Origin of the sequence: Streptomyces sp. NPDC058663 (genome assembly GCF_042716745.1) — a bacterium.
Lineage (GTDB): Bacteria > Actinomycetota > Actinomycetes > Streptomycetales > Streptomycetaceae > Streptomyces.
Map to the genome: position 1 here is coordinate 1 of NZ_JBHXRV010000054.1, position 23,490 is coordinate 23,490.

Annotated in this window: 21 protein-coding genes; 10 read left to right on the forward strand and 11 right to left on the reverse strand. The window is 72.3% G+C overall.

Translation table 11 applies throughout. From position 1 onward, the window contains the following. The first annotated feature begins 321 nt into the window (after positions 1 to 321). From ACFWVV_RS31170 to ACFWVV_RS31185, 4 genes are all read left to right on the forward strand, one after another. Positions 322 to 1,707, forward strand: a complete 1,386-nt coding sequence (locus ACFWVV_RS31170) for a GuaB1 family IMP dehydrogenase-related protein (RefSeq protein WP_384355492.1) — start codon at positions 322 to 324, stop codon at positions 1,705 to 1,707. 147 nt (positions 1,708 to 1,854) lie between these two features. Then, the gene (locus tag ACFWVV_RS31175; RefSeq protein ID WP_384355398.1) at positions 1,855 to 2,511 is read left to right on the forward strand and encodes a response regulator; all 657 of its coding nucleotides are present in this window, start codon (positions 1,855 to 1,857) and stop codon (positions 2,509 to 2,511) included. 281 nt (positions 2,512 to 2,792) lie between these two features. Next, the gene (locus ACFWVV_RS31180) at positions 2,793 to 4,388 is read left to right on the forward strand and encodes a sensor histidine kinase (protein WP_384355400.1); all 1,596 of its coding nucleotides are present in this window, start codon (positions 2,793 to 2,795) and stop codon (positions 4,386 to 4,388) included. 137 nt (positions 4,389 to 4,525) lie between these two features. Then, entirely contained in the window at positions 4,526 to 5,398 is an 873-nt protein-coding gene (locus ACFWVV_RS31185) for an RNA polymerase sigma factor SigF (RefSeq protein ID WP_384355402.1), read from the forward strand. A 272-nt stretch (positions 5,399 to 5,670) separates the two neighbouring features. Here ACFWVV_RS31185 and ACFWVV_RS31190 read toward each other — a convergent pair whose 3' ends face one another. The 8 genes from ACFWVV_RS31190 to ACFWVV_RS31225 form a co-directional block, all read right to left on the reverse strand. After that, positions 5,671 to 6,054, reverse strand: coding sequence for an ATP-binding protein (locus tag ACFWVV_RS31190; protein WP_384355404.1), 384 nt, complete (start codon positions 6,052 to 6,054; stop codon positions 5,671 to 5,673). A 68-nt stretch (positions 6,055 to 6,122) separates the two neighbouring features. After that, the gene (locus ACFWVV_RS31195) at positions 6,123 to 6,506 is read right to left on the reverse strand and encodes an STAS domain-containing protein (RefSeq protein WP_384355406.1); all 384 of its coding nucleotides are present in this window, start codon (positions 6,504 to 6,506) and stop codon (positions 6,123 to 6,125) included. Next, positions 6,503 to 7,756 carry a PP2C family protein-serine/threonine phosphatase gene (locus ACFWVV_RS31200; RefSeq protein ID WP_384355407.1) on the reverse strand — a complete coding sequence of 418 codons (1,254 nt, stop codon included), beginning with the start codon at positions 7,754 to 7,756 and terminating at the stop codon, positions 6,503 to 6,505. Before ACFWVV_RS31200 ends, ACFWVV_RS31195 begins: the two co-directional genes overlap by 4 nt. Continuing rightward, on the reverse strand, positions 7,753 to 8,907 hold the full coding sequence (locus ACFWVV_RS31205) for a hypothetical protein (protein WP_384355409.1): 1,155 nt from the start codon (positions 8,905 to 8,907) through the stop codon (positions 7,753 to 7,755). Before ACFWVV_RS31205 ends, ACFWVV_RS31200 begins: the two co-directional genes overlap by 4 nt. Then, the gene (locus tag ACFWVV_RS31210) at positions 8,907 to 9,338 is read right to left on the reverse strand and encodes an anti-sigma regulatory factor (RefSeq protein ID WP_384355494.1); all 432 of its coding nucleotides are present in this window, start codon (positions 9,336 to 9,338) and stop codon (positions 8,907 to 8,909) included. The genes ACFWVV_RS31205 and ACFWVV_RS31210 overlap by 1 nt, the downstream gene beginning before the upstream one ends. 22 nt (positions 9,339 to 9,360) lie before the next feature. Then, positions 9,361 to 9,804 carry an STAS domain-containing protein gene (locus ACFWVV_RS31215; protein WP_384355411.1) on the reverse strand — a complete coding sequence of 148 codons (444 nt, stop codon included), beginning with the start codon at positions 9,802 to 9,804 and terminating at the stop codon, positions 9,361 to 9,363. Further along, positions 9,801 to 10,682, reverse strand: coding sequence for an STAS domain-containing protein (locus ACFWVV_RS31220; protein WP_384355413.1), 882 nt, complete (start codon positions 10,680 to 10,682; stop codon positions 9,801 to 9,803). The genes ACFWVV_RS31215 and ACFWVV_RS31220 overlap by 4 nt, the downstream gene beginning before the upstream one ends. Positions 10,683 to 10,762: 80 nt before the next feature. Then, the gene (locus ACFWVV_RS31225) at positions 10,763 to 11,728 is read right to left on the reverse strand and encodes a GDSL-type esterase/lipase family protein (protein ID WP_384355415.1); all 966 of its coding nucleotides are present in this window, start codon (positions 11,726 to 11,728) and stop codon (positions 10,763 to 10,765) included. 467 nt (positions 11,729 to 12,195) lie between these two features. On the opposite strand from ACFWVV_RS31225, the gene ACFWVV_RS31230 reads away from it, so the two are divergent. The 4 genes from ACFWVV_RS31230 (at position 12,196) to ACFWVV_RS31245 (ending at position 17,076) form a co-directional block, all read left to right on the forward strand. Next, the gene (locus tag ACFWVV_RS31230; protein WP_384355417.1) at positions 12,196 to 13,680 is read left to right on the forward strand and encodes an amino acid permease; all 1,485 of its coding nucleotides are present in this window, start codon (positions 12,196 to 12,198) and stop codon (positions 13,678 to 13,680) included. A gap of 18 nt (positions 13,681 to 13,698) precedes the next feature. Beyond that, positions 13,699 to 14,154 carry an Lrp/AsnC family transcriptional regulator gene (locus ACFWVV_RS31235; protein ID WP_384355419.1) on the forward strand — a complete coding sequence of 152 codons (456 nt, stop codon included), beginning with the start codon at positions 13,699 to 13,701 and terminating at the stop codon, positions 14,152 to 14,154. Between the two features lie 356 nt (positions 14,155 to 14,510). Further along, entirely contained in the window at positions 14,511 to 15,299 is a 789-nt protein-coding gene (locus ACFWVV_RS31240) for a carbon-nitrogen hydrolase family protein (protein WP_384355496.1), read from the forward strand. An 82-nt stretch (positions 15,300 to 15,381) separates the two neighbouring features. After that, complete coding sequence (locus ACFWVV_RS31245) at positions 15,382 to 17,076, forward strand: flavin monoamine oxidase family protein (protein ID WP_384355421.1); 1,695 nt, start codon at positions 15,382 to 15,384, stop codon at positions 17,074 to 17,076. Between the two features lie 52 nt (positions 17,077 to 17,128). On the opposite strand, the gene ACFWVV_RS31250 is transcribed toward ACFWVV_RS31245, so the two are convergent. Next, positions 17,129 to 17,857 (reverse strand): DUF5995 family protein, encoded by a 729-nt coding sequence (locus ACFWVV_RS31250; protein WP_384355423.1) that lies wholly within the window; start codon positions 17,855 to 17,857, stop codon positions 17,129 to 17,131. Between the two features lie 343 nt (positions 17,858 to 18,200). On the opposite strand from ACFWVV_RS31250, the gene ACFWVV_RS31255 reads away from it, so the two are divergent. After that, positions 18,201 to 19,334, forward strand: coding sequence for a glycoside hydrolase family 6 protein (locus tag ACFWVV_RS31255; RefSeq protein ID WP_384355498.1), 1,134 nt, complete (start codon positions 18,201 to 18,203; stop codon positions 19,332 to 19,334). 49 nt (positions 19,335 to 19,383) lie between these two features. On the opposite strand, the gene ACFWVV_RS31260 is transcribed toward ACFWVV_RS31255, so the two are convergent. Together ACFWVV_RS31260 and ACFWVV_RS31265 are read right to left on the reverse strand one after the other, a co-directional pair. Next, on the reverse strand, positions 19,384 to 20,799 hold the full coding sequence (locus tag ACFWVV_RS31260; RefSeq protein WP_384355425.1) for a uracil-xanthine permease family protein: 1,416 nt from the start codon (positions 20,797 to 20,799) through the stop codon (positions 19,384 to 19,386). 81 nt (positions 20,800 to 20,880) lie between these two features. Beyond that, positions 20,881 to 22,077, reverse strand: a complete 1,197-nt coding sequence (locus tag ACFWVV_RS31265; protein ID WP_384355427.1) for an MFS transporter — start codon at positions 22,075 to 22,077, stop codon at positions 20,881 to 20,883. 157 nt (positions 22,078 to 22,234) lie between these two features. On the opposite strand from ACFWVV_RS31265, the gene ACFWVV_RS31270 reads away from it, so the two are divergent. Beyond that, on the forward strand, positions 22,235 to 23,398 hold the full coding sequence (locus tag ACFWVV_RS31270; RefSeq protein WP_384355429.1) for an ROK family transcriptional regulator: 1,164 nt from the start codon (positions 22,235 to 22,237) through the stop codon (positions 23,396 to 23,398). Positions 23,399 to 23,490: the final 92 nt, after the last annotated feature.

The window sequence follows — 23,490 nt, forward strand, 5'->3', positions numbered from 1 at the left end:
GCCGCGCTCGGCGCGGCGCCTCCCGGCCATCGGCGCGGGCCTGCCGCGCTCGCCGCGGCGCCTCCCGGCCATCGGCGCGGGCCTCCCGCGCTCGCCGCGGCGCCTCCCGGTGCCGCTTTGGAGCATCGCCCATGCCCGCACCCGGGTGCCTGGAGGATCCGCCCGGAGCGCAATTCCGGACAGTCGTGGGAGAATCAAGTACGTGCGTTTTCCCCCGGGCTGAAATGCCCCGGGGCCAACACCGAACGACTGGATGTTCCGCGCGTGCGTTTCCTCAATGATCTCAAGCCGCCGTACGACCTCACGTACGACGACGTCTTCATGGTGCCGAGCCGCTCCGCGGTCGGTTCCCGCCAGGGTGTGGATCTCTCCGCCCCGGACGGCACCGGCACCACGATCCCCCTGGTCGTCGCCAACATGACCGCCATCGCCGGCCGCCGCATGGCGGAGACGATGGCCCGCAGGGGCGGGCTCGTCGTCATCCCGCAGGACATCCCGATCGAGGTCGTCACCGAGGTCGTGTCCTGGGTGAAGACCCGGCACCTCGTCCTCGACACGCCGATCGTGCTGGCCCCCACCCAGACCGTCGCCGACGCGCTGTCCCTGCTGCCCAAGCGGGCGCACAACGCCGGTGTCGTCGTCGACGCGGACCAGCGGCCGGTCGGTGTCGTCACCGACCAGGACCTGGCCGGGGTCGACCGCTTCACCCAGCTCTCCGAGGTCATGTCGAAGGACCTCGTCCTGCTCGACGCGGACATCGACCCGCGCGAGGCGTTCAACAAGCTGGACGCCGCCAACCGCCGCTACGCCCCCGCCGTGGACGCCGAGGGCCGGCTGGCCGGCATCCTCACCCGCAAGGGCGCCCTGCGCGCGACTCTCTACACCCCGGCCGTCGACGCCGACGGCAAGCTGCGCATCGCCGCCGCCGTGGGCATCAACGGTGACGTCGCCGGCAAGGCCAAGCAGCTGCTCGACGCGGGCGTGGACACGCTCGTCGTCGACACCGCGCACGGCCACCAGGAGTCGATGATCGCCGCGGTCAAGGCCGTGCGCGCCCTCGACCCGCAGGTCCCGATCGTCGCGGGCAACATCGTCGCCGCCGAGGGCGTCCGGGACCTGATCGAGGCCGGCGCCGACATCATCAAGGTCGGTGTGGGCCCCGGCGCCATGTGCACCACCCGCATGATGACCGGCGTGGGCCGGCCGCAGTTCTCCGCGGTGATGGAGTGCGCCGCCGAGGCGAAGAAGCACGGCAAGCACGTCTGGGCCGACGGCGGCGTCCGCCACCCGCGCGACGTGGCCATGGCGCTGGCCGCCGGTGCGTCCAACGTGATGGTCGGCTCCTGGTTCGCCGGTACCTACGAGAGCCCCGGAGACCTCCAGCAGTCGGCCGACGGCCGCTGGTACAAGGAGTCCTTCGGCATGGCCTCCGCGCGCGCCGTGCGCAACCGCACGAGCGAGGAGTCGGCGTACGACCGCGCCCGCAAGGCGATCTTCGAGGAGGGCATCTCCACCTCGCGGATGTTCCTCGACCCGTCCCGTCCGGGCGTCGAGGACCTGGTCGACTCGATCGTCGCGGGCGTGCGGTCCTCCTGCACCTACGCCGGCGCCGCCTCGCTGGAGGAGTTCGCCGAGAAGGCGATCGTCGGTGTGCAGAGTGCCGCCGGTTACGCGGAGGGCAAGCCGCTGCACGCCAGCTGGGGCTAGGCACCACGCGCCCGCGGGCGGCATTCCGGGCCCCTGGGTGTGCCTGTGAAGGGCCCGCCTCCCCTGCCCCCGGGGGAGGCGGGCCCTTCACGTGCGCCGGGCCGGGGTAGCCTGCGGCGCAAGGGCGGTCGGCGTAAGGGGAGCGGTGTGATCCGGGTACTGCTGGCGGACGACGAGGTGATGATCAGGGCCGGGGTGCGGGCGATCCTGTCCGTCGCGGACGACATCGAGATCGTCGCGGAGGCCGGCGACGGGCACGAGGCGGTCGAGCTGGCGCTCGGCCACCGGCCCGACGTCTGTCTGCTCGACATCCGCATGCCGAAGGCGGACGGACTCCAGGCCGCCGAGGAACTGCGGCGGGTACTGCCGACGACGGCGGTGATGATGCTGACGACCTTCTCCGAGGACCAGTACATCGCCAGTGCGCTCGGCTCGGGGGCGGCCGGATTCGTCCTCAAGTCCGGTGACCCGCGCGAACTGATCGCCGGGGTACGGGCCGTCGCCGAGGGCGGCGCCTATCTGTCGCCGAGCGTTGCACGGCGCGTCATCACCCACCTCGGCACCGGGCACCTGGGCAAGCAGGCCTCCGCCCGGGCCAGGACCGAGGGCCTGACCACCCGGGAGCGGGAGGTGCTCGCCCTGGTGGGGGCCGGGCTCTCCAACGCCGAGATCGCACGGCGGCTGCACGTCGTCGAGGGGACGGTGAAGGCGTACGTCAGCCAGATCCTGGCCCGGCTCGACTTCAAGAACCGCGTACAGGCGGCGATCCTCGCCTACGAGGCGGGACTCGTCCCGGAGGAATGAGGAGCGGCGGCCTGGGCTGCTGCGCCACCGCGGGGGTACGGGCTTGCGTGCCGACGCGGGCGGCATGGGTCGGCGCGCCCGCACGGGCGGCACGGGCTCGCGCACCCGCACAGGCGGCGGCAGTCGGCTTCCCGTCGGCGAGGAGTGGGTGGCACCCGCCCCCGGGGGGACCGCCCGGCGGCCCTCCCACGGATCAACCAGGCCGCCCCGCCGCCCGGTTCGGTGCGTACTCCTTACTTTCGTCAGCGGTGCCGGGCCGGCGGAGCGGACAGACTTGGGCCATGAACAACACGTGGCGGGGGCGGCTGTACGACCTCGGGGTCTGGCTCGCGGTGAGTGCGCTGCCCCTCACCCTGGCCGTCACCCGGCAGGGGCAGCAGGGCCGGTCCGTCCTCCTGGTGGCCGTCGGGGTGCCACTGCTCGCCGTCGCGGTCGTGCTGGGGCGGCGGTGGCCGCTGGGTGTGCTGGTGGTGCCGCTGGCCCTGAACCTGACCGGGGACGTCGAGCTGCTCACGCTGCCGTTCCTGCCGGCGCTGGTGGTCCTCGCCTTCGTCGCCGGGGGCAGGGCGGGCGAGGTCCGGGCGGCGGTGTGTTTCTTCGGGGCGGCGGCCCTGGCCGGCCTGCCGTTGTGCGTGCTCGAACGTGATCTGTGGGCCTGGCCCACCCAACTCCTGATGCTGCTGCTGACCGCCGGACTTCCCTGGCTGCTGGGGCGCTGGCGGCGCCAGTACGCGGATCTGGTCACCACCGGCTGGCGGCTCGCCGACCGGATGGAGCGTGAGCAGCAGGCGGTCGCCGACCGCACCCGGATGCGCGAGCGGGCCCGGATCGCGGGCGACATGCACGACTCCCTGGGCCACGACCTCACCCTGATCGCCCTGCGGGCGGCGGCGCTTCAGGTCGATCCGGGCCTGGACGCCCGGCAGCAGGCGGCCGTGGGCGAACTCCGCGAGGCCGCCGCCGCGGCGACCGGGCGGCTGCGCGAGACCATCGGCGTACTGCGCACGGACGACGAAGGAGATCCGGACGGCGAGCGGTCCTCGGTGGGGGAGACGGGGGCCCCGGTCTCCCCGGCGGAGGTCGTGGCACGGGCGCGTGCCGCCGGAATCGACGCGGTCCTGGAGCAGCACGGCGAGCAGAGCGCGCTGCCGCCCATGGTGGGGCACGCCGTGCACCGGGTCGTCCAGGAGGCGGTGACCAACGCCGTCAAGCACGCGCCGGGCGCGCCGGTCCGGGTCTCGGTCGTCCGCGCCGGGGACGCCCTGGAGGTCACGGTCACCAACGGCGCCGGGACCCTGGACGGCACTGGCGGACGTGCGGGGCGCGGCACTTCGGCACTGGGCGTGGCCTCCGGCGGCACCGGTCTGGTCGGCCTCGACGAGCGGGTGCGGCTCGCGGGCGGCACCCTGCGGGCCGGACCGCTGCCCGGCGGCGGGTACGAGGTCGGTGCCCGGTTGCCCGCCGTGGCCGGAGCTGCTTCCCTCGGCGCGGGACGGCCCGCCGCCACCCGGTCCGCCCGCGAGCTGGAGCACGCGCGCGACCAGGTGCGGCGGCGGTTCCGCCAGACCGTCTGGGCTCCGCTCGCGGCCCTCGCCGGAATCCTGCTCGTCATGGTCCCCGTCTCGCTGGTCAACTCCGCCCTCTCGGTCCTGGACCGGCAGGCGTACGAGGGGGCGGTGGTGGGGGAGCCACGGAGCGACGTGACAGGGGGGCTGCCGCTGTTCACCAGGGACGCCGTCCCCGACGGAGCACCGGCGGAACCACCGGGTGCGCAGTGCGCGTACTACAGCACGGGACTGATGTCCGACGACGCCTACCGGCTCTGCTTCTCCGGCGGGAAGCTGGCATCCAAAGGCATCGTGGGCGGTTTGGGATGACTTGAGCAGGGGAGGAGTCGGGGTAGCGCGGGGCAAAGGTGGTGTTCAATAAATTCGCGAGGGGTGAACGCGCATGGCAGGCATGCCTGCGGGTACACGCGCCCTTGCGCTGATACACCGATGAAGGGGAGGACACCGTGTCCATGGCGACCGCAGTCCCGACTGGAGCCACGCGTGGAACGTCCGTGAGCACCACCACGGAGCAGGTACTTCCGCATGTGCAGAATCCGTCGGAGGTAGCCCCGAAGGACGCCCGGGAGTTGTCGCGGCTCTTCTTCGCGCAGCTTGCCGTCCTGGAGGAGGGCACACACGAATACCAGTACGCCCGCAACACGCTGATCGAGCTCAACCTGGCCCTCGTGAAGTACGCGGCCACCCGGTTCCGCAACCGCGCGGACCAGATGGAAGACATCGTCCAGGTCGGCACGATCGGTCTGATCAAGGCCATCGACCGGTTCGAGCTGACCCGTGAGGTCGAGTTTGCCACCTTCGCGATGCCGTGCATCGTCGGCGAGATCAAGCGGTTCTTCCGGGACACCAGCTGGTCGGTCCACGTGCCGCGCCGGCTGCAGGAGCTGCGGATAGACCTCGCCAAGGCGTCCGACGTGCTCTTCCAGCAGTTCGACCGGGCACCGACCACCGCCGAGCTGGCCGCCTACCTCGACATGGAGGAGGAGGAGATCGTCGAAGGACTGGTCGCCTCCAACGGCTACACCGCGGGCTCCATCGACATCCCGCTCGACGACGGCGCGGACTCCGGTTCGCAGACCCTCGCCGACCGGCTCGGCGACATCGACGCCGACATGGAGATCGTGGAGAACGTCCAGGCGCTGAAGCCACTCATCGAGGAGCTCGACGAGCGCGACAAGCAGATCCTGAGCATGCGCTACGGAGCGGAGATGACGCAGTCCCAGATCGGGGCCGAGCTGGGGGTCTCCCAGATGCAGGTCTCCCGGTTGCTGACGCGCATCACCAAGCGACTGCGGGAAGGGCTGCTCACCCAGGAGTGAGACTCCGGGAGCGCGGCTCACCCCGTGAGCCCGCGCAGCGAGCAAGCGGCACGGCGGAGGGCCCGGCCACGACCCCCAGGGGCTTGGCCGGGCCCCTCCTGTCGTCGCATACCTGTCGCGTACGGCTTCCCCACCGCGCAGGGTGTCCGGGTTCGTGACGGGGGTTCCGTGCGGTGTGGGCGGCTGCCCGCCGTGGGAACGCACCGTCCCTCGGCTGGCCTCAGCAGGCGGACTCCACCGGGCGCCTCAGCAAACGGACTCCGCCGGGCGCCTCAGCAGGCGGACTCCACCGGACGCAGCCAGGTCGCGCGCACCTGCTTGCCCTCCGGCAGCATGCGCACCTCCACCGTGCTCGCCAGCCGGTGCACCATGTGCCAGCCGAAGCCGCCCCCGCCCGCGAAGTCCGGCTCGCGGGCCACCGGCCGCTCCGGGCTGGAGTCGTCCATCTCGACCACCAGCTTTCCCTGCCCGGCGCGCAGCCGCAGCCGCCACCATCCGGAGGTGTGCCGCACGGCATTGGTCACCAGCTCGCTCACCACCAGCAGTACCGCGTCGAGATCGGCCCAGGGACAGTGCTGGGCAAGATATCTGGCGGCGGTGTCCCTGGCGGACGCGCTGTCTCCGCGCGCTCCTTGCGGTGAATCCAGGACAACCACGGGCGGCTCCTCAGTCATCAACCGCTCGCTTACCCCGAGTTCACGAACTCATTTCCCCCACGGCCTCCTCAGTTGTCCGCATGCGCGGCGAACGCCGTCTCCGGGTCCGGGAAGGCGCGGAACACCTCGTCGAGCCCGGTGATCCGGAATATCTTCGCCACCATCGGGCCGACCCCGCTGACCACGATGTCCGCACCCGCGGCCAGTGCCAGCTTGCGCGCGACGATCAGCATCGTGATGCCGGTGGAGTCGAAGAACGTCAGCTCCGAAAGGTCCAGCACCAGGAGCTGCCCGGGGGAGAGGGGGAGGCGGACCAGGGCGGACCGCAGGCGCGGCGAGTTGTCGAAGTCCAGGTCGCCCGCCACGGCGAGCACCGTCCCGCCGGGCCTCTCCCGTACGGTCACGGTCAGTTCGTGGTCGCCGGCCTGGGCACTGTCACGGTGGGGGATCATGCGCTGTCCTCGCGGGTGCGGCGTACGGTCAGGGCCACCGTGTCGTCCGGGTGCAGGATCACGGTGTGCATGTCCGCGGCGATGGCGCCGGGGATCTTGTCTATCGGCAGATGCCGATGGCGGGCGGCCGCCTCCTCGAGCCGCTGCTCGCCCTCCCGGGGGTCCCTCCGGCTCTCGGTCAGCCCGTCGGTGTACAGCACCAGCAGATCGCCCGGCGCCAGTTCGTCGTACAGCAGGCGCTCGCTGCCCGGCAGCGGGTAGCCGATGCCTCGGCCGCGCACTTCGAGGAACTCCGTGCTGCCGTCCTCGCGCACCACCAGGGCCGGCGGGTGGGAGCCGTTCGCCAGCTTCAGGCCGCCCCCCACCGGATCGATCCGCGCCAGCAGGACGGTCGCCATCAGCTCGCGGTCCAGGGGCAGCAGGATCTCGTCGGTGCGCTCGATGATCGAGTCCAGCGGATGGCCTTCGAGAGCCAGGGTCCGTACGGCGTGGGTGACGTTGAGGGCGCTGCGGGTACTGGTGACGCCGTGCCCCAGCGCGTCCACCAGCGTGATGTGCACCCGGCCGTCGGGCAGCAGGAACCAGTCGTAGAGGTCGCCGCCGGTGGGCGCGTCGGTCCCGGCCGGCTCGTAGTGCACCGCCATCTCCAGACCAGGCACCCGCACCGGCGGCGGGCGCAGGGCGTCCTCCAGCTCGCGCAGCATCTGGCCGTGCGCCCGTCTCAGCTGCTCGTCCCGCTCCTCCAGCTGTACGTACAGGGCCAGCACACCGCTGTTGGTCTCGGCCAGTTCGTCCTTGAGCCGCTGGTGGTCGCCGGCCAGCGCGTCGGCACGGGCGACCGCGGCACGCAGCTCCTCCTCCAGGAGGTCGCAGACGCCGGGTGCGTCCCCGCCGCGAGCACCCCGAGGGCCCTCGTACGCCGGGTCCTGGGGCAGCGGCAGCCGCCACACCGCCGCCGCCCCCGGCATCCGGTGGGCGGGCAGCGGGAGGTCCTTCAGCGAGGGCGGGCGCGGAGCGAGCGGGGTGCGCAGCCGCACCGTCAGAGCGCTGCGACCGCTCTCCACGTCGGCCTCCCGGCACACGTGCAGCGAAACCGACCGGCCCGCGCCCAGCTCACCGGCGGCCACCTGGGCCACCGCCAGCGCCAGCCGGGCACGCAGCTCGACCGGCAGCCGCAACTGGTGCGCCATACGCCGCAGGGCGGCGCGCAACCCGGGCAAGGAGTGATGGGTGGAACTGTGGGGGATCATGAGTCTCTCTTCGGGGTACCCCGCGGACCCACCGGGGGCAGGTCGGACGACGGCGCAGCGCAGGCGCCGGTGACCACCACGGTCGCGTCGTCCCTGCTGCGCCGGAAGTCGTGGGCCAGCGAGGCGGCCAGCAGTGGCGGCGGCAGCCGGAGCAGGAACGGCGAAGGGTCGTGCGTCCAGCGGGAGTCGATGCCGTCGCTGTGCACCACCAGCGTCGCGCGAGCGGGTACGCGGATGCGCTGCACGCGGGGCTGCGGCATGTTCCAGCCGACCACCCCGGGCTGTCCGGTGAGCCGGGAGTGCACGCGGTCGTAACCGACGGCCTGGGTACGGACGTTGCCGACCGAGCAGTGGTCGGCGTCCCCGTCGGGGCGCAGCCGCAGCAGCCCCACCGCGGCTCCCCGGGTGTTGCGCAGAGCCTTGTGCAGCAGGGACATCAGGGCGGGCAGCGGCAGTGCGGGATCCCGGCGGAACGCCCGCAGCGCCGCGTCGGCGGCCTCCGCGGCCGACGGGCCGTGCCCGAGGCCGTCCACCACCACGACGGTGCGCTGCCCCTGCTCCGTATCGGCGGCCGCCCAGCCGTCGCCACAGCTGTCCTCGCTCTCCAGCGGCAGACAGAGGGCGGCCAGATCGGGGCCGGGGGCGGGCGGGGCGCCGGGGGCGGTGACCCGGGCACAGATCAGAGTGCCGGTGCCCGGCCTTGTGCGGAGGGTGAACTCGGAGGCGATCCTGCGGACCGCGCCGAGCCCCGAGCCGAGGGTGCCCGTGGTGGTCCAGCCGTCGGTGAGGGCGGCGCCGAGGTCGGGGATGCCGGGGCCGCGGTCGGCGGCCAGGATCTCCACGCCGGCGCGCAGCGGCAGCGGCTGGACGAACACCGAGCCCTCCCGCGCGTGCTTGGCGATGTTGCTCGCCAGCTCGCTGGCCAGGACGGCGGCCCGGTCCGGCAGGGCCCCCGGCAGCGCGCTGTCGAGGGCGATCCGCCGGGCGGTGGCCGCGGCGAGGTGGACCGCACTGTAGTGGTCGATGCGGACCCGGGCGGAAACGGGCGGCCCCACGGGGCCGGGCCCGTCGGCGGGCGCGGCAGCCCGGGGGCCGCCCCTGCCGCTGTCCTCACGGCCGGGCGTACCGCGCGCGGGTTCCGGAAGGGGCATCAGCGCCCGTTCCACCGCGTGGCGACGACGGTGGTGCCCTCGCCCGTGGTGCTGCGCACCGAGAACTCGTGCATCAGCCGCTGTGCCCCGCCCAGACCGTGGCCGAGCCCGGCCCCGGTGGTGAAGCCGTCCGTCAGCGCCGTCTCCAGGTCCGCGATGCCGGGTCCCTGGTCGCGGACGGTCAGCCGCAGCCCGCGCCTGCCGCTCTGCTGGAGCTGCTCGATGGCCAGGGTGCCGCCACCGCCGTGGATGTAGGCGTTGCGGGCCAGTTCGCTGGCGGCGGTGACGATCCGGGTCTGGTCGACCAGGCCGAAGCCGGCCTCGACGGTGGCCGCCCGCACCGCGTGCCGGACCGTCAGCAGGTCCTCCTCGGTGGCGACGGGGTACGTCGCGGGGCCGGGGCGGCGGTCCGGGCTGCGTGGCGGGGCGATGGCGGCGCCGGTCGCGAGCTGTTCATCGTAGAGAGTCACGGGGGGCCTCCACGGAGGGCTGGGGCATCCGGTGCCAGCCCAGCGCGACCAGGCCCTGTTCCGCGTTGAGGGCCGTTTCCACCCCGGTCAGCCGCAGCCCGAGTTCGACCAGGGTGATCGCCACGGCGGGCCGCATGCCCGCCACGATCACCCGGGCACCCAGCAGCCGCGCCATGGTGGTGAGCTCCATCAGGGTGCGGGCCACGAACGAGTCGATGACCTCCAGCCGGGAGATGTCGATCAGCACGCCGCGTGCCGCGTCGCTCACGATCCGGTTCGTCAGCTCGTCGGTGAAGGCCACCGCGGCCTTGTCGTCCAGCTCGTTCAGCAGGCCGGTCACCAGCACGTCGCCGAGCCGCAGGACCGGCACTCCGCCCGGCTGGGGGACCGGCGGCGTGCCGGGCACGCCGTTCATGAGCGTGGTCATGGGCCCGCCGGGGCGTAGGAGCCGGAGACCGAGGGCTGGTCGGTGAGGCGCACGGCGGCGGCCAGCGCGTCGGCCAGGGTCGCCCGGGTGAGGATCGTGGACAGGTCGATGCCGAGCTGGGCGATGGTCTGCGCGATGGGCGGCCTGATCCCGGAGATCACGCAGTCCGCACCCATCAGCCGTACCGCGTTGACCGTGTGCATCAGGTGCTGGGCGACGGCGGTGTCGACGGCGGGGACACCGGTGATGTCGATGATCGCGATCTTCGCCTCGTGGTCCTGGATGGCCTGGAGCACGTTCTCCATGACCACCTGGGTGCGCGCCGTGTCCAGCGTGCCGATCAGTGGCACCGCCAGTACGTGGTGCCACAGCCGCACCACCGGTGTGGAGAGCTCCATCAGCTGCCGCGACTGCCGCTGGATGATCTCCTCGCGCCCTTCGACGTACGTCTCGAAGGACAGTGCGCCCGCCGCGTCGAGGAGCCGGTTCACCAGCACCGCGGCGGAGAACAGCTCGGCCGCGTCGCGGGTGGTGTGCTGCATCGCCTCCAGCAGTGCTTCCTTGAGGGAGAGCACCGCGAGCGAGGTGGCCGTCGGTGTCGCGCCCGCACGCGCCCTGCGCAGCGACAGTTCTATGACCGTCCTGCGCAGGTCGTGCTGGGAGGCCACCAGCCGCTCCACGGGCACGCCGCTGGCGAGTCCGGCGCCGAGCGCGGAGATCAGCATGTCCGCCTCCTCGCGCAGCTCGAACTCGTTCATGTCGGCGCCGAGCGGTGACCGCTCCAGCTGGATGCGCACCCAGCGGTCCGCGATCTCCTGTTCCCGTTCCTTCAGGACGTCCAGAAGCCTGTCCCGCACGGTTGTCTCGCTGGTACTCACACACACCTCTCGCTGTCGGCATTCACTTGCCGGGCGGCACAGCCCGCCTCGCCGCGGCTACCCCGACCCACGCGTCCCATTCACTCCAGCAGTTTCCCCAGTGCCGTCGCCACCGCCTGCGCGAGCACCGCGTGGCCGGCGTCGTCGGGGTGCAGACCGTCCGGGAGGTGTTCGGGGCCGAGCAGCCCGTACCCCGGCAGCAGGGCCAGCCGGTCGTCCCCCGCGGCGATCCGTTCGCAGACCACGCCCTCCAGTGCCTCCCGCAGACCGGCCAGTGTCGCACCGAGCGTGTTCGGGGTGTGCTCGGCGGCCGGGCGCAGCACGGGGGAGACGACCAGGAGCGGAGTGCGCGGATGGCCCTGGCGTACGAGGGCGAGGAAGGCCCGCACGGTCTCGGCCAGCAGGGGAGGGGTGAAGGGGGTGCTTCCCCAGCAGTTGGTGCCGAAGGCGAGGGTGAGGACGTCGGCGGGGGCGGCGGCCAGCTGCGCGGCGACGGCCAGCTCCCCGCGTCCGGCGCCCGCGTGGCCGAGATTGACGGTGTCCAGGTCCAGCAGCCGTCCGGCCGCGGCGGGCCAGGCGTGCGCAGGCCGGGTCGACCACCACCCCTCGGTGATCGAGTCGCCGTGCACCAGCCAGCGCGGGCGGGCAGGGGCCGGGGCGATGCGCCCGCCGACCGCCCGTATCCCGAGGAAGTGAGGTGACTGCGAGTCGGGCGGGTGGATAGTGAACGGGCCGCGGCGGGGCGGGAGTTCGAGCCGCACCACCGACTCGGCGGCGGGCTCGGCCAGCACCTCGCCCTGCTCCAGGCCGTCCGCCCAGAGCCCGAACGCGTGCGGTACGTCACCCGGCTCCGCGCGGTAGCGCAGCTCCACGGCGTCCGCCCCGTACGCGAGGAACTCCAGCCGCACCCCCACCGGCACCCGGGCGCGCTCCAGCACGTCCCACGGCAGCCGGTCCAGGTCACCGGGGTCCGCCCGCACCGGCCGCCCGCCGTCGTCGCGCCAGGCCACTCCGCGCAGGAAGGGCCCGGGATCCAGCCAGGTCATCGACGCCTCCCCTTTTCGGTCCGGCCGCACCGGGACTATTCGGTCCGGCCCCACCGGGACCGCTCCTGACACCCTGCCCGCACCGAGGGGCGGGCATGAGCGCGACAGTGGTGAGCCCGGTCGCACCGCCGTCGCGCGGCGGCAGTAAACCCGGCCGCGCCGCCGTCGCACGGCAGCAGTGGACGCGGTCGCACCACCGTGCCGACGTACCGGACAAAAGGGAAATCGAAAGCTGGGGCGCAAGAAAAAGCCATCGCGGACGATTGTGCGCAATGATCATCCGGCAATGCGCAAGGTTGCTGCATTACGGTCGGGAACTCCCGCCTCATAGGCTTCACCGCTGTACGTGGAGTGGCGGGGACCGCCTGCTCGGCGGTTCCGGGCTCCGGCTGCTTCGTCATGCCTGCGCGACCGGGGCCCGCCGTGGTCACCGCCGCCCGCCCAGGCAGCCAGAAGGAGCCACCCCCGTGTTGGATCAAGGCGCAGCGCCACCCGCCGTTCCCCCGTCCCCCTCCAAGTCCCGCACCGGATCCCCGCTGATGCGCCGCAAGCCGGTGGACCAGCTGGTCAACGAGGGTGGTCAGGGTGAGGGTGGCTCGCTCAAGCGCTCGCTCTCGATGTGGCAGCTGACCATGATCAGCATCGGTGCCACCCTCGGCACCGGTATTTTCGTCGTCCTCGGCGAAGCCGTCCCCAAGGCGGGCCCCGCCGTCACGATCTCGTTCGTGATAGCCGGCCTCACGGCCCTCTTCTCGGCCCTCTCGTACGCGGAACTCGCGGGCAGCATCCCGGTCTCCGGTTCCTCCTACTCGTATGCGTACGCAACGATGGGTGAACTGGTCGCCTGGGTCTGCGGCTGGTGCCTGGTGCTGGAGTACGGCGTCTCGGTGGCGGCGGTCGCCGTCGGCTGGAGCGAGTACCTCAACGAGTTCCTGGACGGGACGATCGGCGTCACCATCCCCGACGTGCTCTCCGCGGCGCCCGGCGACGGCGGGATCTTCAACCTGCCGGCCCTCATAGTGGTGCTGCTCGCCATGGCCTTCCTGCTCGGCGGAGCGCGCGAGTCCGCGCGCGCCAACACGATCATGGTCGCGGTGAAGATCGGCGCCCTGCTGCTCTTCTGCGTGATCGGCTTCCTCGGCTTCAAGTCCGGCAACTACGAGGACTTCATGCCGCTCGGCATCACGGGCGTCAGCGCCGCCGGTGCCTCGCTGTTCTTCTCCTACATCGGCTTCGACGCCGCCTCCACGGCCGGCGAGGAGGCGAAGAACCCGCAGCGCGACCTGCCGCGCGCGATCATGCTCTCGCTGCTCATCGTCACCGTCCTGTACGTGCTGGTCGCGGCCGTCGCCGTGGGCGCGCGCAACTGGGAGGGCTTCGAGGGCTCGGAGGCCGCGCTCGCCGGCATCATGAAGGACGTCACCGGCCAGGCCTTCTGGGGCACCCTGCTCGCGGCCGGCGCCGTCATCGCCATCGCCAGCGTCGTGCTGACCGTGCTGTACGGCCAGACCCGGGTCCTGTTCGCGATGTCCCGCGACGGCCTGGTGCCCAAGGTCTTCTCCAAGGTCAGCCCGCGCACCCACACGCCGCGGATCAACACGGTCATCGTGTCGCTGTTCTGCGGCGTGCTCGCCTCCGCGATCCCGCTCGGCAAGCTCGTCGACGCCACCAGCATCGGCACGCTCTTCGCGTTCGCCCTGGTCAACATCGCCGTCGTCATTCTGCGCCGCACCCAGCCGGACATGAACCGCACCTTCCGGGTGCCGCTCGGGCCGCTCTTCCCGATCCTGGGCTTCGCCTTCTGCGTCTACAACATGTTCGGGCTGGGCACGGAGACCTGGATCGTGTTCGGAATCTGGATGGCAGTGGGTCTCGTGTTCTACTTCGGATACGGCATTCGTCACTCGCGGCTGGCGAAGGGCGGGCCGGAGAAGGTTTCCGCAAACGCGTAGAAATGTGATCCACCCGCAGTGCGACTGAACGATCTCGACGAGCGCATCGTCCATGCCCTGGCGGAGGACGCCCGCCGCTCGTACGCCGACATCGGATCCCTGGTCGGCCTGTCCGCCCCCGCGGTGAAACGCCGGGTGGACAGGCTGCGGGCCGAAGGCGCCATCACCGGGTTCACCGTACGGGTGGACCCGGCGGCCCTGGGCTGGGAGACCGAGGGGTTCATCGAGATCTACTGCCGGCGCAACACGTCGCCGGAGGCCATCAACCGCGGGCTGGAGCGGTACCCCGAGATCGCGTCCGCCTCCACCGTGACCGGTGAGGCGGACGCGATCGTCCAGGTCTTCGCGTCCGACATGAGGCACTTCGAGCGGGTGCTGGAGCGGATCGCCGGGGAGCCGTTCGTGGAGCGGACCAAGTCGGTCCTGGTGCTGTCGCCGCTGCTGCGCCGCTTCTCGTCGGGCTCACCCGCCTGACCCGGACGCCCCGGCCGGCCCACCCGCCCGGTCCGGCCGCCACGGCTGACCCGTCCCGTCCCGTCGCCGCGACCGGCCCGCTCTTGTCCCGTCGCCGTGACCGGCCCGCCCGCCCGGCCCGGACGTGGCGGGCGTCACCTTCGTCGTCGCGTACGCAACAACGGGCCCGACCGCACCGACCCGCACGCAACGAATCGCCGCCGCGCCGCCCTTTCGCGCAATGGATCAACGGTCGGTCCGCAACGCTCGCGCCTTGTCCCGGACAAGTACCGGACCGTACCGTCAATACGTCTTCCCACCCCACCCTCCCCACCCGCCCGAGGTCCGCCATGCCGTCGTCCCCGTCCGCGCAGCCGCTGCGCCTCGCCCTGCTCCAGAGCTCCGGGCGGCCCGGCTCCGTGGCCGCGAACCTGGAGGTCCTCGACGAGGCCGCCCGCCGGGCCGCCGCGGCCGGGGCCGCCCTGCTGGTCACGTCGGAGATGTTCCTGACGGGGTACGCCATCGGCGACGACGTCCACCGGCTCGCCGAGAGCGCCGACGGGGACTGCGCCGACGCGGTCGCCGACATCGCGGCACGGCACGGGCTCGGCATCGTCTACGGCTACCCCGAGCGCGAGGGCACCCAGGTCTTCAACTCCGTCCAGCTGATCGACGCCACCGGCACCCGGCTGGCCAACTACCGCAAGACCCACCTCTTCGGCGGCTTCGAGCGGGAGGTCTTCGAGCCCGGCCGGCAGGCCGTCGTCCAGGTCGATTTCGGCGGCCTGCGGGTCGGCCTGATGATCTGCTACGACGTGGAGTTCCCGGAGAACGTCCGCGCCCACGCCCTCGCGGGCACCGACCTCCTCCTGGTGCCCACCGCCCAGATGCACCCCTTCCAGTTCGTCGCCGAGTCGGTCGTCCCCGTGCGCGCCTTCGAGAGCCAGATGTACCTCGCGTACGTCAACCGGACGGGCCCCGAGGGCGAGTTCGACTTCGTCGGACTGAGCTGCCTGGCGAGCCCCGACGGAGCCACCAGGGCCCGGGCCGGGATCGGTGAGGAACTCCTCGTCGGCGAGGTGGACCCCGCCCTGCTGAGCGCCTCCCGGGAAAACAACCCCTACCTGCGCGACCGCCGCCCCGGCCTCTACGACTCGCTGGTCTGACCGGCCCCGCAGCGGCGCCCGCGGCCGGGCCCGCCCCCCTTCTTCTCTTCCCCTGTTCCGTCCCGCAAGGAGTCCGTACCCCATGACGTCCACGGTGCCCACCGCCGTCCAGCACACCGACGCGCAGCCGCCGATCACCATGTTCGGCCCGGACTTCCCGTACGCGTACGACGACTTCCTGGCCCACCCGGCCGGCCTCGGCCAGATACCGGCGACCGCGCACGGCAGTGAGGTCGCGGTCATCGGTGGCGGGCTCTCCGGCATCGTGGCGGCCTACGAGCTGATGAAGATGGGCCTGAAGCCCGTCGTCTACGAGGCGGACCAGATAGGCGGCCGGCTGCGGACGGTCGGATTCGAAGGCCCGGAGACGGAGGGGCTCACCGCGGAGATGGGCGCGATGCGCTTCCCCCCGTCCTCGACCGCGCTCCAGCACTACATCGACCTGGTCGGACTCCAGACCCGGCCGTTCCCCAACCCGCTCGCCCCCGAGACCCCCTCGACGGTCGTCGACCTCAAGGGCGAGTCGCACTACGCGGTCACCGTCGACGACCTTCCGCAGGTCTACCGCGACGTCGCCGCCGCGTGGGGCGCGTGCCTGGAGGAGGGTGCCGACTTCTCCGACATGAACCAGGCCATGCGTGAGCGCGACGTCCCGCGCATCCGCGAGATCTGGGCCAAGCTGGTCGAGAAGCTCGACAACCAGACCTTCTACGGCTTCCTCTGCGAGTCCGAGGCCTTCAAGTCCTTCCGGCACCGCGAGATCTTCGGCCAGGTCGGCTTCGGCACGGGCGGCTGGGACACCGACTTCCCCAACTCCATCCTGGAGATCCTGCGCGTCGTCTACACCGAGGCCGACGACCACCACCGCGGCATCGTCGGCGGGAGCCAGCAGCTCCCCGTCCGGCTGTGGGAGCGCGCGCCCGAGAAGATCGTCCACTGGGCGCAGGGCACCTCGCTGGCCACGCTGCACGGCGGCGACCCCAAGCCCGCCGTCACCCGGCTGCACCGTACGGCCGGAAACGGCATCACGGTCACCGACGCCTCCGGCGACATCCGCAGCTACCGGGCGGCGATCTTCACCGCCCAGTCCTGGCTGCTGCTGTCGAAGATCTCCTGCGACGACTCGCTGTTCCCCATCGACCACTGGACGGCGATGGAGCGGACCCACTACATGGAGTCCTCCAAGCTCTTCGTGCCCGTGGACCGGCCCTTCTGGCTGGACAAGGACGAGGAGACCGGGCGGGACGTGATGTCCATGACGCTCACCGACCGCATGACGCGCGGTACGTACCTCCTGGACGAGGGCCCCGACAAGCCCGCCGTCATCTGCCTCTCGTACACCTGGTGCGACGACAGCCTGAAGTGGCTGCCGCTGTCCGCGAACGAGCGGATGGAGGTCATGCTCAAGTCGCTCGGCGAGATCTACCCGAAGGTCGACATCCGGAAGCACATCATCGGCAACCCGGTGACCGTGTCCTGGGAGAACGAGCCCTACTTCATGGGCGCCTTCAAGGCCAACCTGCCCGGTCACTACCGCTACCAGCGCCGTCTGTTCACCCACTTCATGCAGGACGGCCTGCCCGAGGACAAGCGCGGCATCTTCCTCGCGGGCGACGACATCTCCTGGACGGCGGGCTGGGCCGAGGGCGCGGTGCAGACCGCGCTCAACGCGGTGTGGGGCGTCATGCACCACTTCGGCGGCACCACCGACAGCAGCAACCCGGGCCCGGGCGACGTGTACGACGAGATCGCACCGGTGGAGCTCCCGGAGGACTGACCCTCTCCGGGAAAGCGGCTCGGTGGAGCCGGCTCCGCGTGCGGGAGCCGGCTCAGCGCAGGGGGGTCAGCAGACACCGGCCCACCAGGCCCACCCCCGAGTCCATCCGCTCCGCGAACTCCCGTGCCAGTTCCGGGAGTTCGCGCAGCCCCCAGAGCACCCTGGCCGCCGACCAGGCGGCGTCCCTGGCCCGCTCCAGGCTCCACGTCCCCACCAGGTGCGTCAGCGGATCGGCGATCTGGAGCAGATCGGGGCCCGGCATCAGGTCCTCGCGGATCCGCTCCTCCAGCGCCACCAGGGTCTCGCCGACCCGCTCGAACTCCGCCTCCAGCTCGCCCGGCCCGCACTCCAGTGCCGCACAGGTGTCGACCACCGCGAGGGCCAGATCGTGCCCGATGTGCGCGTTGATCCCGGCGAGCGCGAACTGCAGCGGCCGGATCCCCGGGTGGTGCCGGTACTGGAACAGCGGGCGCCAGCAGGCCGGCGTACAGCGCCCCGCGGCAGCGGCGTCGACGGCCGCGAGATAACGTTCCGCGAAGAGCACACCCAGGGTGGCCGCGGCGTGGGGATCGGGAAACCGGCCTCCGTCGAGCCGCCGGCCGATCTCCTCGGTCACCGTCGAATAGATCCGGTGGAACACCGCGACCCCGTCGCCGGGCGGCATCTCCGCGCGGACCGTGCGCATCCGTTCCACCACGGAGCGCACACCCGGCGGCTGAGTGAGCAGTGCGGAGAGCCGTGTACGGTCCCTTTGCACTGCGAAGTGCTCGATCTGTGCCATGGGGGCAGCGTCCCAGCCCTAGGCTTTGGGCGACGCAGCCGGGCCGGGGCTTCCCCAGAACGAGGGAACGCGAACCCCCGGAACCCGGGGGAAAGGGGGGAGGAACACGGTGTCAGGCATACGAGGCCAACGCCGCAAGGACCGCGTCCGAGGCAGACGTGGTGACAGTGAGGGGACAGTCGCCGGGCACACGGGCGCGGTCGCCGGCGGCCCGGAGCAGCCGGCCGGTGCGGACAGCGGCGCCGCCGCGGCCTCCGGACGTGCGTCGCGGCGGGCCCGGACACCGGGCGGCGGCTCCCGCAGAGGGGACAAGCGGGTGAACGGTGCCGCCCTGCGCGGCGCGATGGCCGTGGTCGCTTCGGCCGTGGTGGCCGTCGGCACGGTCACCGGCGTGGTCTCCGCGACCTCCGGCGAGGAGCGGGAACGCACCACCGCCGGCCCCGACATCACCAGGGCGCCCGTCGTGCCGCCGCTTCCCGCGGTGCCCAGCCCGACGGCGACCACCGCCTCTCCTTCGCCGTCCGCCACCGCGACGAAGAAGCCGGCGCCCAAGAAGAAGACCCCGCCGAAGACGCAGAAGCCCGCGCCGCCCAAGAGCCGCAGCAGCGCGCCGGTCTCCGGCAACCTCTACCTGCACCCGCAGTCCCAGGTCCTCGACTGGGTACGGGCGAACCGGGGCGACCCACGCCATGCTCTGATCCAGTCGCGGATCGCCGCCCAGCCGGCCGCCGTGTGGTTCGCCGAGTACAACCCGGCCACCATCACCAGCCGGGTCCGGGCCGTGACCGCCGGAGCGGCCGCCGCGGGCCGGGTGCCCGTCGTCGTGCCGTACGCGATCCCCGAGCGGGACTGCGGGGGCGCCTCCCAGGGCGGTGCCCCGGACTTCGGCTCGTACGACAGCTGGATAAAGAAGTTCGCGGCCGGGCTCGGCAGCGGCGAGGCCGTCGTGATCCTGGAGCCCGACTCGATCGCCCAGACCGACTGCCTCGACGACGGCCAGCGGGCCAACCGCTTCGCCGCGCTGTCCCGGGCAGGCAAAGCCATCCACGCCGCGAACCCGAAGGCCCGCGTCTATTTCGACGCCGGTCACTCCGGTTGGCACGCCGCCTCCAAGATGGCGGGCTACCTCCGCCAGGCCAACGCCACGACCAGCAGCGACGGCATCTTCACCAACGTGTCGAACTTCCACCGCACCGCGGACGAGGTCGCCTACGCGCGCCGGGTGCTCTCCGCACTCGGCGGGCCTTCCTCGCTGGGCGCGGTGATCGACACCAGCCGCAACGGCAACGGCGCGCCCGCGGCGGGACAGTGGTGCGACCCCTCGGGCCGGGCGCTGGGCCGCCCGCCGACGACGAGCACCGGCGAGTCCCGCATCGACGCCTATCTGTGGGTCAAACTGCCCGGCGAGTCCGACGGGTGCAAGGGCGCGGCAGGCAGCTTCACCCCGGACTACGCGGTGGAGCTGGCGAGCGGTTGACGGACGCGGGGCCAGGACCGGCTGCCGGCCGGGCCCCGCAGCGCTCCCGTCAGGGCTTCGGCGTGCCCGCCGGGTGGTCGTCGGACACGTCGTACGAGGACGTCCCCGCGTCCAGCAGCGGCTCCCGCTCCGGGGACGGGGACTTCATGTGCGCGGGGGCCAGTGCCCTCAGCACGTGGTATCCGGTGATCACCACGATCGTGCCCAGCGCGATCCCGCTCAGCTCGAAGCTGTCCGTGAACTTCAGGCTGACGCCGCCCACACCGATGATGATGCCCGCCGCGGCCGGCACCAGGTTCAGCGGATTGCGCAGATCGACCTCGGCGTTGATCCAGATCTGGGCGCCGAGCAGCCCGATCATGCCGTACAGGATGACGGTGATACCGCCGAGCACCCCACCGGGGATGGCCGCCACGACCGCCCCGAACTTGGGGCAGAGACCGAAGAGCAGCGCGAAGCAGGCGGCGGCCCAGTACGCGGCCGTGGAGTAGACCCGGGTCGCCGCCATCACGCCGATGTTCTCGGAGTACGTCGTGTTGGGCGGTCCGCCCACCGCGGTCGACAGCATCGAGGCCGCGCCGTCCGCGGCGATCGCGGTGCCGAGCTTGTCGTCGAGGTTGTCGCCGGTCATCTCGCCGACGGCCTTCACATGGCCCGCGTTCTCGGCGATCAGCGCGATCACGACCGGCAGGGCGACCAGGATCGCCGACCACTCGAAGCTCGGCGCGTGGAAGGACGGCAGACCGATCCAGTCCGCCTTCGCGACGCCCGAGAGGTCCAGTCGCCAGTGCTCGGCGGCCGGCCCGCCGCCCACCGAGGAGTTGATCTTCCCGAAGACGAGGTCGAAGACCCAGGAGATGCCGTAACCGAAGATCAGGCCGAGGAAGATCGCGATGCGGGAGAGGAATCCGCGCAGGGCCACCACGGCCAATCCGGTGAACAGCATCACCAGCAGCGCCGTCCACTGGTCCTGCGGCCAGTACGTCGAGGCCGTGACGGGCGCCAGGTTGAAGCCGATCAGCATCACGACGGCGCCGGTCACCACCGGCGGCATCGCCGCATGGATGATCCGCGCACCGAACCGCCGCACGGCCAGACCCGACAGGAACAGCGCCGCCCCGACCACGAACACCGCACCGGTGACCGTGCCGCTGTCCCCGCCGCTCGCCCGGATCGCCGCCGCCACACCCACGAAGGACAGCGAGCAGCCCAGATAGCTGGGCACCCTGCCCTTGGTGGCAAGCAGGAAGATGACGGTCGCGACGCCCGACATCATGATGGCCAGGTTCGGGTCGAGACCCATCAGGACGGGCGCGACGAAGCTCGCCCCGAACATGGCCACCACATGCTGTGCACCCAGCCCCGCCGTGCGCGGCCAGGACAGCCGCTCGTCGGGGCGGACGACGGCTCCGGGCGCCGGAGTGCGCCCGTCACCGTGCAAGGTCCAGCGGACACCGAGGCCCATGGGTACTCCCGTTCAGCTGTGCTTCTGATCCAAAGACGACCGTTTTCGATCGAAGCAAATGCTATGGCTGAAAAGGGATGATCACTTCCGAGTGGGCTGCGTCGTGGCCCCGGCTGCCGGAGCCGCCTGGCGGCCCGCCCCGCGCAGTACCTGAGCACCCACCACCAGCCCGAACGCCAGCACCGTCACCAGAGCGAACGACACCACCAGCGACGTCGCGTCCGCCACCGCGCCGATCGCCGAGGGCGCGATCAGGCCCGAGGTGTACGTGATCGTGGCGACACCCGCGATGGCCTGGCTGGGATGGGGTCCGCTGCGCCCGGCCGCCGCGAAGGCCAGCGGAACGACGACCGCCACCCCCAGCCCCAGCAGGGCGAACCCGGCCAGCGCCAGCGGCACGTTCGGCGCGAGGACGACCAGCAGTCCGCCGGCGGTGGCGGCCACGCCGCCCACCCGCACCGTCGGCACCGGGCCGAACCGGTCCACCACCCTGTCGCCCGCCAGCCTCGCCACCGCCATGGTCAGGGCGAACGCCGTGGTGGACGCCGCCGCCAGGCCCGGATCGGTGTGCAGCACATCCCGCAGATAGACCGCCGACCAGTCCAGGCTGGCCCCCTCGGCGAACACCGCGCAGAAGCCCACCGCGCCGATGACCAGCGCAGACTTCGGCGGCAGCGTGAAACGCGGCGGAGCCTCCGCCTCCGGGGCGCTGCGCAGGTCCAGTACGCCCTGGCAGGCGACCAGGCCGAGCGCGGTCAGGACGAGGGCCGCGAGCAGGTGGTGCAGCCGGGCATCGCTGCCCAGGTGCGCGGCGAGCGTGCCGCCCGCCGAACCGATCAGGGCGCCCACGCTCCACATGCCGTGCAGCCCGGACATGATCGATTTGCCGAGCCGGTTCTCCACCTCGACGCCGAGCGCGTTCATCGCCACGTCCGACATGCCGGCCGTCGCCCCGTACACGAAGAGCACGGCGCACAGCGTCCAGATGTCCGGCGCCAGCGAGGGCAGGACCAGGGCCAGGGTCCAGAGCGCGAGCAGCCCGCGCAGCGCGGTGCGCGCACCGAAGCGGTGGCTTATCGACCCCGCGAGCGGCATCGCGACGGAGGCGCCGATCGCCGGGAAGGCGAGCGCCAGGCCGAGCTGGCCCGCACTGATCGAGGCGTGGTCCTGGATCCACGGGACACGGGTGGCGAAGCTGCCGGTCACCGCCCCGTGGACGCAGAAGACGGCCGCGACGGCGTACCGCGCCCGCTTCAGCCGTTCCGTACCGAATTCCATGTCTCCCCCTTGGGGTCCTGTGTCGTACGACCTGTGGCGTGGTGGCCCGGCGTCCTGAGGCGGTGCCGGCGGCCGTGAGGGCGTGCGCGTCGATCCGTATCGGGCCGTAAACTATCAGGAAGCCTGCCTGATAAATAGATCTGAAAGGATCCGGCCCATGCCCGCCTCTCCGAGCACCGCCCGCGCCATCAACGACCGGCGTGCCCTGCACCTGCTCCAGGAGGAGGGTCCGCTGACCGCGGGCCAGCTCAAGTCCCTCACCGGCCTCTCCCGCCCCTCCGTGGCGGACCTGGTGGAGCGCCTCCAGGAGGCGGGCCTGATCGAGGTCGTCGGTGAGACGGGTACCGAGCGCCGGGGGCCCAATGCACGGGTCTACGGAATCGTCGCCGCGCGCGCGTATCTGGCCGCCCTCGACGTCCGGACCGGCAGCGTCGGCGTGGGCATCGCCGACCTTCTGGGCCGCACCCTCGCCCAGGCGACCCTGCCCGTCGCGGACGACGTCCCCACGGAGGCGGCGGTGGACGCGGCCGTGGCTCTGCTGGAGCGCACCGCCCGCGCGGCCGGCGCGCAGACCCTGCACAGTGTCGGCATCGGCGCACCCGGCCTGATCGACCCGGCCACCGGCGAGCTGCGGGACAGCACGGGGCTGCCCGCCTGGCACCGTCGGCTCGTCGCCGTGCTCCAGGAGCGGCTGCCCGCCGCCGTCCTGGTCGAGAACGAGACCAACCTCGCCGCCGTCGCCGAACAGCGCCTGGGCGCCGCCCGCGGACAGGACACCTTCGTCCTGCTCTGGCTGGGCGAGGGGGTGGGCGCCGCCGTCGTCCTGGACGGCAGGCTGCGCCGGGGAGCCTCCGGCGGTGCGGGTGAGATCGGCTTTCTGCCCGTCCCGGGAGCCAAGGGGCTGCCGTCGGCCACCGGCTGCGACGGCGGTTTCCACTCCCTGGCCGGAGGTACGGCGGTCTGCGAACTCGCGGCCGCGCACGGCCTGCCGGCCGGCCCCGACGCGCCTGCCGTCCTCACCGCCGCCCTCTCGGCCGGCGAGCGGGCCGAACCCTTCCTGGCCGCCCTCGCGGAACGCCTCGCCCTGGGGGCGGCGGCCGTGGTCGCGGTTCTGGACCCCGGCTTCCTCGTCCTGGGCGGCGACATCGGCCAGGCGGGCGGCGCGGCGCTGGCCGCCCGCGTCGAGGCCCGGCTCGCGGAGCTGTCACCGCTGCACACGGAGGTACGGGCCGGGGAGCTCGGCGGCGGCGCGGTGCTCGACGGGGCGCTGCTGATCGCCCGCGAAGCCGCCCAGGACGAACTCTTCGCCCCGGCGCGGTAGCCGCGGCGGCCGGTCACCGGTGCGGCGGGCGCAGAGATCCGGCACCCGGTCACGAGCATCCGGCACCCGGCACGGCATACACATTGCACAGC